At 33.7% G+C, this 15577-nt stretch carries 14 protein-coding genes; 6 read left to right on the forward strand and 8 right to left on the reverse strand.

Annotated elements, in window-relative coordinates; translation table 11 throughout:
- Nucleotides 1-17 precede the first annotated feature (17 nt).
- The 7 genes from nrdG to mglB form a co-directional block, all read right to left on the reverse strand.
- Nucleotides 18-494: an anaerobic ribonucleoside-triphosphate reductase-activating protein gene (gene nrdG / locus BN1226_RS06890; protein WP_044470569.1), complete on the reverse strand. Its 477-nt coding sequence runs from the start codon at nt 492-494 to the stop codon at nt 18-20.
- A gap of 144 nt (nt 495-638) precedes the next feature.
- Nucleotides 639-2768 (reverse strand): anaerobic ribonucleoside-triphosphate reductase, encoded by a 2130-nt coding sequence (gene nrdD, locus BN1226_RS06895; protein WP_044470570.1) that lies wholly within the window; start codon nt 2766-2768, stop codon nt 639-641.
- A 268-nt stretch (nt 2769-3036) separates the two neighbouring features.
- Nucleotides 3037-3762: a TerC family protein gene (locus tag BN1226_RS06900; protein WP_044470571.1), complete on the reverse strand. Its 726-nt coding sequence runs from the start codon at nt 3760-3762 to the stop codon at nt 3037-3039.
- Nucleotides 3763-3837: 75 nt separating this feature from the next.
- Nucleotides 3838-4509, reverse strand: a complete 672-nt coding sequence (mutH, locus tag BN1226_RS06905; RefSeq protein WP_044470572.1) for a DNA mismatch repair endonuclease MutH — start codon at nt 4507-4509, stop codon at nt 3838-3840.
- 26 nt (nt 4510-4535) lie between these two features.
- Nucleotides 4536-5075, reverse strand: coding sequence for a methylated-DNA--[protein]-cysteine S-methyltransferase (locus BN1226_RS06910; protein WP_044470573.1), 540 nt, complete (start codon nt 5073-5075; stop codon nt 4536-4538).
- A gap of 63 nt (nt 5076-5138) precedes the next feature.
- A complete protein-coding gene (locus BN1226_RS06915; protein ID WP_420835358.1) occupies nt 5139-6512 on the reverse strand; it encodes a porin in 1374 nt (457 codons plus the stop codon).
- Nucleotides 6513-6998: 486 nt separating this feature from the next.
- Nucleotides 6999-7991, reverse strand: a complete 993-nt coding sequence (gene mglB / locus BN1226_RS06920) for a galactose/glucose ABC transporter substrate-binding protein MglB (RefSeq protein WP_044470575.1) — start codon at nt 7989-7991, stop codon at nt 6999-7001.
- Between the two features lie 229 nt (nt 7992-8220).
- Between mglB and corC the strand changes: the two genes are divergently transcribed.
- Together corC and lnt are read left to right on the forward strand one after the other, a co-directional pair.
- The gene (gene corC, locus BN1226_RS06925) at nt 8221-9126 is read left to right on the forward strand and encodes a CNNM family magnesium/cobalt transport protein CorC (RefSeq protein WP_044470576.1); all 906 of its coding nucleotides are present in this window, start codon (nt 8221-8223) and stop codon (nt 9124-9126) included.
- Nucleotides 9127-9228: 102 nt separating this feature from the next.
- The gene (gene lnt, locus BN1226_RS06930) at nt 9229-10767 is read left to right on the forward strand and encodes an apolipoprotein N-acyltransferase (protein WP_044470577.1); all 1539 of its coding nucleotides are present in this window, start codon (nt 9229-9231) and stop codon (nt 10765-10767) included.
- A gap of 77 nt (nt 10768-10844) precedes the next feature.
- Here the strand turns inward: lnt and infA are convergent, their stop codons facing one another.
- Nucleotides 10845-11063, reverse strand: a complete 219-nt coding sequence (infA, locus tag BN1226_RS06935; protein WP_005717339.1) for a translation initiation factor IF-1 — start codon at nt 11061-11063, stop codon at nt 10845-10847.
- Nucleotides 11064-11546: 483 nt separating this feature from the next.
- Here infA and BN1226_RS06940 point away from each other — a divergent pair, with 483 nt between their 5' ends.
- From BN1226_RS06940 to BN1226_RS06955, 4 genes are read left to right on the forward strand one after another with little or no spacing between them, the layout of a single operon-like run.
- The gene (locus BN1226_RS06940; protein WP_044470578.1) at nt 11547-12362 is read left to right on the forward strand and encodes a DUF4422 domain-containing protein; all 816 of its coding nucleotides are present in this window, start codon (nt 11547-11549) and stop codon (nt 12360-12362) included.
- Nucleotides 12363-12373: 11 nt separating this feature from the next.
- A complete protein-coding gene (locus BN1226_RS06945) occupies nt 12374-13441 on the forward strand; it encodes a glycosyltransferase (RefSeq protein ID WP_044470579.1) in 1068 nt (355 codons plus the stop codon).
- 8 nt (nt 13442-13449) lie between these two features.
- On the forward strand, nt 13450-14502 hold the full coding sequence (locus tag BN1226_RS06950; protein ID WP_044470580.1) for a glycosyltransferase: 1053 nt from the start codon (nt 13450-13452) through the stop codon (nt 14500-14502).
- Between the two features lie 20 nt (nt 14503-14522).
- Nucleotides 14523-15572 carry a sugar transferase gene (locus BN1226_RS06955; RefSeq protein WP_044470581.1) on the forward strand — a complete coding sequence of 350 codons (1050 nt, stop codon included), beginning with the start codon at nt 14523-14525 and terminating at the stop codon, nt 15570-15572.
- Nucleotides 15573-15577 lie beyond the last annotated feature (5 nt).

Here is a 15577-nt window from a genome sequence, read left to right on the forward strand (position 1 = left end):
TTTTCTTTTACCTATGATTAAAATTCATTTGCCTTGAATCGATGTACGATTTGATTTGATGAGCCACGCCATACTAAAGCAGGATCAGCAAGTTCTTGTATGAATTTACCATCAATTAATACATCAATATAAGGCAACATTTGCTGTTGATATTCATCTAATTCCTCTAATTTATAGCCAGTCCAACACCAAATATCTTTATCAGGACATTCTAGTTTGATACGTTTAACCAATGGCAGTAACCTTTCAATATTACGTGGATGAAGAGGATCACCGCCAGATAAGGTTAAGCCTTGGCGATTAATTCGGGTATCTTTGAGATCTTTTAAAATTTGCTCTTCCATGGCATCATCAAATAATACACCAGCACTAAATGACCAACTCTTTTGGTTATAACAACCTCGACAAGCATGAGTACAACCACTTACAAAAAGTGTACATCTGGTACCTTCGCCATTGACGATATCCACAGGGTAATATTGAAGGTAATTCATGTCATATCCTTAGTTTATTTGCTTATACAAAGTGCGATCATCTTCTAGAAAATTTTTATCGTGTAGTGATTTTCTTATAGAGAAAAACAGGGGCAACGCCCCTGAGTTTTTATTACCGTGTATGACTTTACTATGCGTGGTTTATTACATATGTTTAACGCGACGTTTTACTTCTTCTTGTTTACCCGCATTAAATGGTCGTGCATCTGGGCTACCTAAGTAACCACATACACGGCGAGTGACAGATACTTTTTCACTGTCATGATTACCACATTTCGGGCAAGTAAAGCCTTTGCTGGTACATTCAAATTCGCCAGTAAAACCACATTCGTAGCATTCATCAATCGGCGTGTTAGTACCATAATAAGGTACACGTTCATAAGCATAATCCCATACATCTTCTAAAGCCTTGAGATTATGTTGAATATTCGGATACTCTCCATAGCAAATAAAACCGCCACTGGCTAATGAAGGATAGGGTTGTTCAAAATCTAGTTTATCGTATGGATTTACTTTCTTCTCAACATCTAGGTGATAGCTATTTGTGTAGTAGCCTTTATCTGTTACGCCATCAATCACACCGAATTGTTTAGTATCTAAACGGCAGAAGCGGTCACATAGGTTTTCACTCGGTGTTGAATATAAACTGAATGCATAGCCAGTTTCTTTATACCATTCTTTAGTAGCATTGCTTAAATATTCAACGATTTGAATACCTTTTTTACGTAATTGCTCATCATCATAAATATGACCTTGGTTGTATAAGGCATTAATGGTTTCGTAAATACCGATATAACCTAATGAGATTGAGGCTCGACCATTTTTGAAAATTTGTGCGACATTATCATCGGCTTTCAAACGAACACCACAAGCCCCTTCCATATAGAGGATTGGTGCTACACGAGCTTTGGTATTTTCTAAACGAGCAATACGTGTCATTAGTGCCTTTTTGGCAATGGCTAAACGCTGGTCTAAAATTTCATAAAAACGCTGTTCATCACCATTGGCTTCAATAGCAATTCGTGGCAAGTTAATACTTACTACACCAAGATTGTTGCGACCATCATGAACTTCCTCACCTTGTCCATTTTGCCAACGACCCAAGAAACTCCGACATCCCATTGGTGCTTTAAATGAACCCGTCACTTTTACGACTTGTTCATAGCTCAAAATATCAGGGTACATACGTTTAGAAGCACATTCTAAGGCTAACTGCTTAATATCATAATTAGGATCGCCTTTAGCTTGGTTAATGCCTTTCTTAATCGTAAATACTAATTTAGGGAATACAGGAGTTTTGTGATTTTTACCTAAGCCTCGAATACGGTTTGCTAAAATTGAGCGTTGGATTAACTTAGCTTGCCAGCTGGTTCCTAAGCCAAATCCTAGGGTGACAAAAGGTGTTTGTCCATTTGAGGTGTGTAAGGTATTAATTTCATATTCTAAAGATTGGAATGCATCAAAACATTCTTTTTCAATTAAGGCTTCGGCATAACCTTTAGCATCAGGAATTTGCCATTCTGCTGCATTTTTTAAATGTTTTTCGTAGCTTAAATTGACATAGGGAGAAAGCACTTCATCAATACGATTAATAGTTGTACCACCATAAATATGGCTAGCTACTTGAGCAATAATTTGTGCAGTTACCGCAGTTGCTGTACCAATAGACTTAGGTGGTTCAATTTCTGCATTACCCATTTTAAAACCATGAGTTAACATCCCTTTTAAATCAACAAGCATACAGTTAAACATTGGGAAGAATGGCGAATAGTCTAAATCATGGTAGTGAATTTCACCTTTTTCATGGGCTTCTACCACATCACGTGGGAGAATGTAACGTTTCGCATAGTGTTTTGCGACAATACCCGCCAATAAATCTCGTTGAGTCGGAATAATTTTCGCATCTTTATTCGCATTTTCATTGAGAATTTCTACATTGCTTTGCTCAATTAAGCCTTCAATATCTTTGGTTAATTGGCTACGTTTTTCACGAGATAAATCACGATCATGTCGATATTCAATATAAGCACGGGCAACTTGAGGATAATCACTTGCCATTAAATTATTTTCAACAATTTGTTGAATTCGACTAATATCAATTTCATTTTGATTAAATTGAAAAATATCATCAAACACTTTCTGACTGACTTTATGGCAGAATCTTTCATCATCAATATTAACTGCTTTGGCGGCTTTTTTGATAGCATTAATGATTCGTTGAATTTCAAAAGATGCACGTGACCCATCACGTTTAATGATGAAGAATGAAGCCATAATATGTTCCTTTTTATTGCTATATATTGTGTTTGATTAAAGTGAGTCACACTATATATAGAAAGTTATAGAATTTCAACTAGAGGTAATTTAACATATTAAGACTGGGCAGAGTTTAGTTATTGTTTTATTTAAAAAATTAGAAAATCAAGAGATTTAAAAAAAATATTTTTTAATAAATATTGTGATCTAAATCACAATATATAGTGATTCTTCTATTTCAAAAACACAAAAAGTGCGGTTTTTTTACCGCACTTTTTTAATCAGATTATTTTTTGGGAGTAAGGTGTTTTCGGGTTTTGAGGTTAATCATTTCAACAATGACAGAGAACGCCATTGCAAAATAAATGTAGCCTTTTGGAATATGAAAATCAAAGCTTTCAGCAATCAATGTGGTTCCAATCAGAATTAAGAAAGCGAGTGCTAAAATTTTTAAGGTTGGATTGGCATCAACAAAATCCCCAATAGGTCTTGCCGCTAACATCATCACACCAACTGCAATGATAATGGCAATAATCATAACTTCTACGTGACTTGCCATGCCCACCGCTGTGATAACAGAATCTAGAGAGAAAACAATATCAAGTAAAGCAATCATGATTAATGTGGTGAGAAAATTGGCATTTTTTCCCTGAGAGCTATCTTCAGACTCTTCTTCGGGATGCATAGTACCATGAATTTCATGAGTACTTTTCGCCACCAAAAAGAGTCCTCCTAGAAGAAGAATAAGATCTCGTCCTGAAATTTCTTGATTAAATAAAGTAAATAATGGCTGGGTTAAACGCATCACCCATGCTAAAGAAAGCAACAATAAGATGCGTGTAACCATAGCTAACGCTAAACCTAGAATACGCCCTGATTGTCGTTGAGATTCAGGCAAGCGACCAACTAAGATACTGATAAAAATAATATTATCAATGCCAAGCACAATTTCGAGTGCTGCTAGGGTAAATAATGCGATCCAAGCTTCAGGATCGACTAACCATTCAAACATAAACGCCCTTATTAAATTGAGTAGAGTAGAAATGACAGCGAATCATAGCACTTGTAGTAATAAATAAAAGTGAAATTATCGATTTTGTAAGAAATTTTGTAAAATTGTGGCAGTAAATTCTTTACGTAAATAAAACCCCAGTGGCAGTGTATCGATCACTTCTCCCTGTGGGCCGATTCCTTTGGTTTTGGCACGACTATTTGCTCCTTTAGGGCGTAACTGTAATACTTTGCCAATTTTAGCGGTAATCAGATGAACTTTACCTAGCACAATATAGTCCATTAGCTCTTCCCAGTCTTGCTGTAATTGAGCTTCTTGCTCGGCATTGGGTTGCCAAAGAATTGGCGAACCGATCAGACGAGAGGCTAGCGGAATGTTTCGTTCGCCTTGAATTGGGATCCAAAGAACTTGAGATAATTTATAACGTAGATGAGAATTTTGCCAATTTACACCCGCAGTTTGAATCAGTGGTGCAAGGCTTACGAAAGTGGTTTCTAAGGGATAGCCCTGTGAATTAATTGGAATTGTTTTTAGCTCAATTCCTAAATGAGCAAAATCTTGTTCAGGTTTACTGCCTGCTTTTGCTCCGAGAGCAGTTTCAATTAACTGACCAACCCAGCCTTTATCTCTTTTTAAATCGGGGGGAACAATGATGTTGAGTTCTTCTGCAAGTTCACCAAAACTAAGCCCAGCAATAGTACGAGCTCTGTGGAGTAATTGTTGTTTTGATTGAGGTGATGTGATCATAAAGTGCGGTCTATTTTAGAAAAATTTTAATCATAATATTTTTTGAGTAATTTAGGTTTAACATATTCTACACCTTTATCCACATACTCAATTTGTTCTAACTTTAGTAAAAAGCGTTTAGCTGGTAATCCGCCACCAAAGCCCGTTAGTTGGTTATTTTTACCTAAAATGCGATGGCAAGGAATAATAATACTAATCGGATTACTTCCAACCGCACCACCGACTGCACGTACCGCTTTGGGATGATTAATTAATTGAGCCAATTCGCCATAGGTTGAGGTTTTACCATAGCAAATTTGACGCAATGCTGCCCAAATACTTTGTTGGAATGCTGTTCCTTGAGGATTAAGTGGAATCCCATCAAAGTTTTCTTTTTTCCCATCGAAGTAACGATTAAGTGCCTTTTTTACTTGATGGAATAAAGGCAATTGATCATTTAGAAGCCATTTAGAATTAGGTGTGTTTTGCTCCGCTTCAAAATCTAAATTAGTCAGCTGATCATCTTGAGCGATCATCAATAAATTGCCGATAGGAGATGAATAATAGCTATAAAAAATTTCTGACATACACAAGCCTCATAAAAAAAGCGTATCCAAGGATACGCTTTATTATCAATGATTTTTAATCAATTAGAAACTGTAGTTTATATTTAAACCGTAAAGATTTGCACGTGCTTTAGAGTGGTAATCTGCTTTTACATTTAATAAACCAGCAATAGTTTGTTCTTCAGTAAAGTTCAAACGTTTACCACGTAAGTGTGCAAAGCCTAAATCAACAGCAAGATTTGGTGTGAATTTATAAGTTGCACCAACGCTATACCAAGTACGGTTTGTATCAGGAATAGAAGCACTCGCATGTTTTCTGGTAGCCGCAGCTTCATCATAAGCAATACCTGCACGCAGAGTTAATTGATCATTAACATCATAGGTTGCACCTAAAGCAATACGAGAGTTGTTACGATAGTTTTCATCTTTATGGAATGCTAATTGGCCATCGGTATAAGTGGCATGTAAGTTTTTAAAGCGTTTCCATTCAGTATATTTATAGCTATAGTGTACAGCAAATTTATCAGTCAGCTGATGAAAACCAGAGAATTCCCAGTAAGCAGGTAATTTTAATACTAATCCACCTTCAGCCACATAAGGTCCAATGCCTGTTGCTGTTTGTTTATAACTCAGTGCATTACGATCTTTAAAATCAATATCAATTTTGGCATGGTAAGCTAAACCAAAACGATTTCGTTCATTGATTTCATACATTAAACCTGCATTCCAACCAAATGCCCATGCTGCTTTATCTTGTAAATGGGTTAATACAGTTGTTTTTTCTGTTGAATTGCTTAATGCCGCTAAAGCTGCTGCGCGTTGAGGATTTGCTCCTAATGCAGCTCTCACCGCAGGGCTTTGCATTGCATTACTTAATGCTGTGTCAATAATTCCTGCACGACGTTCTACTTCTGCTGAAGCATAGACAGCATTAATCCCAAGACCAGCACTAAAGCCTTCTGTAATACGGTAAGAACCACTTAAATTAAGATTAAGTGCAGTTAAATCTGTGGTTCCGCCAAATACGCCAGCATTATAATCATCGGCATATTCACTTTTTAAGCCAAAGTTTACGTTCATACCACCACCCACAGCAAATTTATCGTTAAGAGGTGCTACGAAATACATATTAGGAACAGATGATCCAGGCACTACGCTTTCTTTGTTAGCTGATTCTTTAGCTAAAGTCGCCCCCGCTAATTTTGCAGTAACAGGACCTTCCATACGTACTCTTGAATGTACATAAACGCTACCAGCTGAGAATTGCATCGTTTTAAATTTGCTCATAAGTGCTGGGTTAGTTGCGACAACTGCTGCATTATCTGCAATAGCAGCTTCACCCGAATAAGCACGACCTAACCCAGATGTTGAAAGTTCAGCTAGCTGGAATGCTGCTGCTGAAGCTTGATTTGATGCAAATAAAATACACACTGATAATAGTGTTTTTTTCATTGTGATTTTCATGGTTCCCCTTTCCAACGAGTTTAATATATTTATCGGATACGATAAAAAACTCGGCAAGTTTAAAAGAATGTAGCATATATGTGCAAATTTATTTATGGTTTTGTTTCACTGTTCAGACCAGTGATTTTAAAAGGATTTTTAACAAATTGCGGTTTTCAAGTGACAATATCTCATGGAATAATTTTGTGATAAGTATGTTTTTATAGCAGTAGAATATGCGATTAAAACACCACATATATAATAAGAAAAAGGGTATATAGATGATGAGTATCTAGTGAATGAAATAGCTTGATAGCAGCTAAAGTGCGGTGCTTTTTGAGAAAATTTATTTTTATATGCGCGACCTAGCAGAAAGTCATTTATTAGAAAAAATTTTTTTAATTGAACTGCTAATCAGAAGCAATCAATTTAACTCAACTCAATAAAATTTTTATAAATCCCACCGCACTTGTTGTAAATAGGTGAATTAGCCTCTTTCATTTATTTTAAGAATTTATCAATATTATCTTGATCAATAGCAATATCTGGCGTTCTGATACTATTATTTTCTAATGCCCAGTCGGCATTTTTATTCATAGGTTTGCCCAGAGCGAGATCATGGGCGAGTTTAACTAAAACTCGACTTTGTGTAACTCCATCATTGAGTACCGTACCTGTAATATCGCCAGATTTAACAAATCGCAATGCACGAGGAAGTGCATCTACACTAAAAATGGGTAATTTTTTGTGATGTTCTTGTAGCGAAGCTAATGCACCAATTGCCATGGCGTCATTATTACTAATGATGACTTCAATATTATTGCCTTGGGTGTCATTTAACCATAAATCCATACGATCTTTTGCCATATCACTATTCCACATCGCTGTATCACTAAATACAGGTTGTGTTTTAAGCCCTAAATTATGTAATTCTTCAATGACATATTGGCTACGAGTGATAGCGGCGGTACTTTCAGGTTCTCCTTTTAACAGGGCATATTGAATTTTACCATCTTTATTTAAGTCTAGTTCGGGATATTTATTCCAATGTTTGGCGATGAGATGTGCTTGTTCTATGGCCGAACTTTTAGCCGATGAACCGATATAATAAGCTTTATCGTAGCTACTTAAAATTTTTTCACCAGGATCTTTATTAAAGAAGATAATCGGTACTTGCTGTTGTTTGGCTTTTTCGATAAGTGTGGTTGCGGCAGCTGTATGAACTAAATTGACAGCAAGAACTTTCACTTTCTTGGCTAAAAGAATATCAATTTGATTATTTTGAACGGCTTGTGAATTTTGTGAATCATTCATTAAAAATTTAACATCTTTTAATGCTGAAGCTTGATTACTGATTTCATCCTTCATCAAGTTCATAAAGGTATCATCATATTGATAAATCGTTACGCCGACTAAAGATTCCGCTTTTACGATACTAATACTAGAACCCATTAAAACTGAAATTGCTAAGGTATTTAATACTAATTTTTTCATAACAAAGTCCTCTATGTTAAAACACTTAAATCATAAGGCCTGTATTGATATTAGCACCAAATTGTTTAAAAAGTAGCAGTTGTTAAAAATATTGTTAATTATGTGATCTAGCTCATACATTTATACTAATTATTTAACATCTTAATTAAATATAATTTTCAGCTAGCTATATAAATCAAATTGTGATAATTTTTGCATTGTCAATCCGACGGCAACCGATTTACTTTTTATGAACGACGAACACTCGAATAATTCCACTCAAGATACTATTCAAAAGAAAAGTTTTTTCCAATCCTTATTTGGACGTTTTTTCCAAGGCGAACTCAAAAATCGTGATGAACTTGTAGAAGTCATCCGTGATTCAGAACAAAATGAATTGATCGATCAAGATACCCGCGAGATGATTGAAGGCGTAATGGAAATCGCCGAATTGCGTGTGCGTGATATTATGATTCCTCGTTCACAAATCGTCTTTATCCAAATGGAACAAGATCTAGAAAGTTGTTTAGATACGATTATTAGTTCAGCACATTCCCGTTTTCCTGTGGTTGGTGATGAGCGAGATAATGTTGAAGGGATTTTGCATGCAAAAGATTTATTGACATTTTTGCGAGCGAATACCGAACAATTTGAATTAGAAAAATTATTACGCCCTGTGGTTATTGTGCCTGAAAGTAAACGTGTGGATCGAATGCTAAAAGAATTCCGTTCAGAACGTTTTCATATGGCGATTGTCGTGGATGAATTTGGTGCAATATCTGGATTAGTTACTATTGAAGATATTTTAGAACAAATCGTGGGCGACATTGAAGATGAGTTTGATGAAGAAGATGTTGTGGATATTCGTCAACTTTCTCGCCACACCTATGCGGTACGAGCACTTACGGATATTGGCGATTTTAATGAACAATTTAATACTCACTTTGAAGATGCAGAAGTTGATACCATTGGTGGTGTAATTATGCAAGCTTTTGGTTATTTACCCAAACGTGGTGATGAAATTACATTAGAAAATATTCACTTTAAAGTCACATCAGCGGACAGTCGTCGTATTATTCAATTACGAGTTACGCTTACCGATGAACACTTGGCAGAAATTGAAAAGATAGAATCTGAACACTCTGAACAAGAATAATCCCGAAAGGCTGTTTTAAAACAGCTTTTTTTATTTCTATTTATAGAATCTCTCTAGTACTGTGATAAAATCGGCACTTCGTTAAATAATATAAATGTGCTTATGAATAAATATCTTACCTATTTAATTGCCATTATTAGCGGTGCCTTAGGCGTACTCGCTTTTTCTCCTTTTGACTTATGGTATTTAGCTTATATTTCAGTTCTTGGTTTACTTTTCATTGCAAAAAATTCTGAAAAAAAGACCGCACTTTTAGCTACATTGTTATGGGGACTGAGTTTTTTTAGCTTAGGCATAAGTTGGCTACATGTCAGTATTCACCAATTTGGTGGTTCACCATTATGGTTGAGCTATATTTTAGTGGTGTTATTGGCAGCCTATTTATCATGCTATCCATTATTATTCACTTATATTATTCAACGTTTTAAAGTCACCAGTGTGGTAATATTTCCAGTGATTTGGACATTTACTGAATTTCTCCGTGGCTGGTTATTTACTGGATTTCCTTGGTTGCAATTTGGTTATACGCAAATTGATAGCCCTTTCTCAGGATTAGCACCATTGTTTGGGGTTGAAGGTCTAACTTTCTTTGTTATGTGGGCAAGTGCGGTCATTTTTAGTGGAATTTCTGCTTTATTAAAAACACCACGGAAATTGCCAATTGCTTTGTCAAATTTAGCAATGTTAGCCATTGTTGGCGGACTGAGCGCCTATTCTTCACAAAAATCTTTTGTGACAGAAGTCCCAGAAAAAGCCTTAAAAATTAGCCTAGCACAGGGTAATATTGAACAAAATTTAAAATGGGATCCGCAATATCTTTATGCAACCTTAGATATTTATCAGAAATTAATTAATGAGCATTTAGGAACTACAGATTTAATTATTTTGCCAGAATCCGCATTACCTGCGTTAGAAAATCAATTACAACCGTTTTATAAAGCATTACAGTTAGCAGCCCAACAGAAAAGTACTGAAGTTTTTATTGGTTCGGTATATCAAGATGAAATCCAAGGTAAATTATTAAATTCAATTGTATCGGTAGGTAATATTGAGCAACCTTATTCATCAGATAATATGATGCGTTATGCTAAACATCATTTGGTGCCTTTCGGTGAATATGTCCCTTTGGAAAGCTTATTACGTCCACTAGGTTCTGTATTTAATTTACCCATGTCAGCTTTTCAAAATGGTGATGAAATACAACAGCCTTTATTAGCAAAAGGAAGAAGTTTCGCACCAGCGATTTGTTATGAAATTATTTTTGGTAGTCAGTTACAAAAAAATATCCATACTAATACCGATTTTTTATTAACAGTTTCTAATGATGCTTGGTTTGGCGATAGTATTGGCCCTTGGCAACATTTACAAATGGCAAGAATGAGAGCCTTAGAATTAGGCAAACCTCTAGTAAGAGCAACCAATACGGGAATTACTGCATTTATTGATGCAAAAGGAAAAATTATTTCTCAAGCACCGCAGTTTAAAGAAACCGTATTAACTACTAAAATTGCCCCCACAAAAGGCAAAACACCTTATGCGGCTTTAGGCAATAAGCCACTTTATTTATTAGCATTAATTTTTACCGTATTAAGAATTTTAGCCGCCTTGATTAAACGTAGAGTGATGAAAACTGCGGTATAAAAAAGCAAAATTTTAGATTAAGAAAAACGCCCTAAGCATGACTTAGGGCGTTTTCTTTGAAAATCAGTTTGAATCCATTAACGACTACGGAAAATGATACGACCTTTATTTAAATCATAAGGAGTCATTTCAATTGTCACTTTATCACCCGTTAAAATACGGATGTAGTTTTTACGCATCTTACCTGAAATATGAGCCGTCACCACGTGACCATTTTCTAATTCCACACGAAACATAGTATTTGGTAAGGTTTCTAAAATTGTACCTTGCATCTCAATGCAATCTTCTTTAGCCATTGTGTCCTCTAAAATAATGATATTTTCAACCGCACTTTTGCGGAATACACTCGAATGGTGCGGATTATAGCGGTTTTTAGGAAGTTGGGAAAGTTTTTATTGATTTGATTTATTAGTCAACTATACAATAAGCTATAAAACTATCTACCTAATATCTATGCTACTCTTTAAATTAAGGTTATTTTATGACTAATTCTTTTCTACGTACTCATCACAATTATAGCCAATCATTAAAGTTACATAAGCAAGATATTATTACGATGTAATTTAATTTTGGGGCCATTCAAGGGATTAATATTTCGCTAGTAAAATAGTTTTCAATAAGATCAGGCATCATTATCTTTTATTATGGCAGAAAGTTGAGAATGCAATATTTGCATCCTTATGACACAGTATTATTTAAAAACACATAAATAATAAGAAGGCATACTGTTATAATGAATTGTTTTAATAAAATTTTATTAAAAGAAATAATTAGTAATTATGGAAAATCAATATCCAAAAAATATTAAAATTATTATTGCAACGCATAAACCTTATTTTATGCCTGTGGATCCGATATATTTACCATTACATGTTGGTAAACAAGGTAAGCAAAGTATTGGTTATCAAGGTGATGATACGGGTGATAATATTTCAAACAAAAACCCAAATTTTTGCGAACTCACAGGGCTTTATTGGGCGTGGAAAAATTTGCCAAATGATTATTTAGGACTGATTCATTATCGTCGATTCTTTACACTAAAGAATCGGTCAGAAAGAAAAAGTCATTTATTAGAAAGCTTATACTTAACCGGTCAAGAAGCGAGTCAATTATTAAGTCAATATGATGTTATTGTGCCAAGTAAGCGTAATTATTATATTGAAACACTTTACTCACATTATGCTAATACGCTACACGCTGAACATTTGGATGTTACACGCGAAATTATTGCTGAAAAGTGCGGTGAATATTTATCAAATTTTGATACCGTAATGAAACAGCGTGGCGGATATATGTTTAATATGTTCATTATGTCGAAAGAATTAGTGAATGATTATTGCAGTTGGTTATTCCCCATTTTATTTGAGTTGGAAAAACGCATTCCTGCAGAACAATATTCTGTATTCCACGCTCGTTTTTATGGTCGAGTAAGTGAATTATTGTTTAATGTATGGTTAAAACAATATTCTCAAAATAACGCATTAAAAGTGAAAGCAATTCCTTTTGTTTATGGCGAGAAAATTAATTGGTTGAAGAAAGGAACCGCATTTTTAATGGCGAAGTTTTTTGGTAAAAAATACGAGAAGAGTTTTTAATAGAGACAATCATGAAACGTGTACTTGTATATGGAATGACAGATAACTTGGGAGGGATGGAAGCTTATATTCATAATCTCTATCAATACCTTGATAAAACTCAAATTCAATTTGATTTTGTTTGTGATTTTTCTCAAATGACGTTGAGTAGTTTTTACTTAGAAAATGGTTGTAGAATTCATTTTATTCCACCCAAAAGTCAAGGGTTATTAAAAAGCTTATGGGCAATGTGGAAAGTAATAAAACAAAATAACTATGATGTAGTTTATTTTAATATTATGAATTCGGGTTATTCACTTAATATGCTTCCAGCATTTTTACTTAAAAGAAAAGTTATTGCCCATTCACATAGTGCAGATACAGATAAAAAGCAATTACATTACATATTAAGATGGCTACTTAATTTTGTTACTGATGTTAAACTCGCTTGTTCTAAAGAAGCAGGCGTATTTATGTTTGGTGAGAAGAAGCTATTCACGGTCATAAATAATGGGATTAATTTAGAACAATATCGTTATTCTGAAGAAAAATATCATGCTATTCGCCATAAATTGAATTGGGGGGATAAAAAAGTGATTTTATATGTTGCTAGAATGAATCATCAGAAAAATCCTTTTTTTGCTTTAGATATCATGAAAGTACTAAAACATTCACTTCCTAATGTTATCCTGGCTTATGTTGGGAGTGGTGAGTTAAAAGATGAGATCCAACAATATATTTCAGATAATGCATTAACAAATGTATCTTTATTAGGATTACGACATGATATTAATGAGCTAATGATTGCAGCAGATTTATTAATTTTACCTTCTCTATTTGAAGGCTTACCTATCGTTGCTGTTGAAGCTCAAGCTGCTGGATTGCCTGCTTTTCTCTCCGAAACTATTTCTAAAGAAGTGAAGTTAGTAAACTCAATTCAATTTTTGCCAATTTCTAATAGTGCTGATTGGATAAAAGAGATTGAAAGAAAATTCGGCAAGTTCGGTGATAAGCGTATTAGTGATATACCAGCTTTAGTAAATGCGGGCTATGACATTAAAATAGTGGCAAAAAGTATTCAACAGATTTTAATAGGTTAAAAATAATAATGAAAAATACAAAATTTAGCCTGATTTTTGCTTGTTATAATGTCGACCAATATTTAGATAAGTTGTTTGATTTATTAGCTACACAACCTTATCAAAATATTGAACTTATTTTTGTTGAAGATTGTTCAACTGATGGAACAAAAGAAAAATTACAAAGATTTAATGATCCTCGAATGAAGTTGCTTTGTAATGAAAATAATATAGGTGCGGCCGAAAGCCGTAATGAAGGAATTAAAATTGCCACAGGTGAATACATTGGTTTTCCTGATCCAGATGATTTGTTTGATAGCACCTTATTGATCAAAGTTAATCATGTAATTGAACAATATCATCCTGATATTATTAGTGTTGGAATGCAAGAGAGGTATGAAATTAATGGTGATGTAAGTTATGTGAAAAATATTTTAAGTCAGTATACAGGTCTGATTAATCATGATTTTACAGACATACTTGTTGATTTAGAACAATCTTTTCTATTTGGATATACAAATAATAAGTTCTATCATACGGAACTTATTAAAAAATATGGTATTTTTAATGAGCACCAAGCATTAAAAGAAGATTTTGAGTTTAATATTAAAGCTTTTAAAAAAATATCTAATTTTTATATATTGAATGAGCCACTTTATTTTTATATGAAACGTAATAATGGTAGTCTAACGTCTAAATTTGTTGTTGATTACTTTCCTATTCATATGCAAACCCTGGATTCATTTAAATCATTAATTGAGAAGAAAGGATATATAAATCAGAATGTCAATCGTTTGCTAGTTAATCGTTTTATTCGGTATTGTTTATCTGCAATAGAGCGAAACAGTTCCAATCAAGCTAATATGACACTTCTAGAACAAAAAATGTGGATTAAAAATTATATTTTTGAGTTGCCACAATACAATAATTATCTTTCTCTCTCTAATTTAATTAGCCCTAAACAAAAGCTTTTTTATTTTTTATTAAAAAATAAAATGAGTTTTCTTTTAGTTTTAGTGGCTAATTTTGTTAAGTTAGTGAAAAAGATGTTTCCTATTTTATTTGTTAAATTAAAAAATTAATTAAGCTCTTAGGTTTATTAATGAAGAAATTCCAAATAGTTGAATTAAGTACGGAACATAACCATGCTGGTAGTAAGGCTGTACAAGATATTTATAACATTGCTTTGTCTTTAGGTTATAAAGCAAATTTCATTAGAACTGCAACTGTGGCGAATTCGTTACGAGGTAAAATTCAACGACAAATTCGTTTCTTTATTGATTGGTTAAATGTGTATTTTTGCATTGAAGCCAATTCGATAGTGTTTATTCAGAATCCATATCATCATAAACAATTAATTCGTAATTGGGTGCTCAATCGGTTGAAAAATAAGAAGCATGTAAAGTTTATTTCGTTAGTACATGATGTTGAAGAGTTAAGAAAAAGCTTATATAACAATTATTATAAAAGAGAATTTGAAACAATGTTATCACTGGCGGATGGAATTATTGTACATAATAAAAAGATGAAAAAATTTTTTGTAGAAAAAGGCTATCCTGAGGTAAAACTGGTTAGTTTAGATATTTTTGATTACTTACAACAAAGAGATGCAACTAAGCAGATGACTTTTGAACGTTCGATTTCAATTGCAGGTAATTTAGATATCAAAAAATCTGCTTATATTGCAAAATTAGGCTCATTGTCTACCATTAACGTACATTTATATGGACCTAATTTTTCATGTTCATTAGAGAAATTTTCAAATATTCAATATCATGGTTCATTTCCCTCAATGGAAATTCCACGACAATTAACTTGCGGTTTTGGTTTGGTTTGGGATGGGCAAAGCATAGAAACTTGCAGTGGTGAGTTTGGTGAATATTTAAAATATAATAACCCACATAAATTATCATTATATTTATCTTCAGGAATGCCTGTTATCATTTGGAGTGAAGCGGCGGAGTCAGATTTTATTAAAAAGAATAATTTAGGTATTTGTGTATCGTCGTTAGCTGAATTACCAGAAAAATTAGCTTTAATAACTTATGATGATTATTTGAAAATGATAGAAAATGTAGAAAAACAGGCTCTTTTTTTAGTGAATGGAACATATACTAAAACAGCAATAAAGTTTGCTGAAACAATTATTTAGGTATT

This window comes from Mannheimia massilioguelmaensis, assembly GCF_000940515.1.
Classification (GTDB): domain Bacteria; phylum Pseudomonadota; class Gammaproteobacteria; order Enterobacterales; family Pasteurellaceae; genus Basfia; species Basfia bettyae.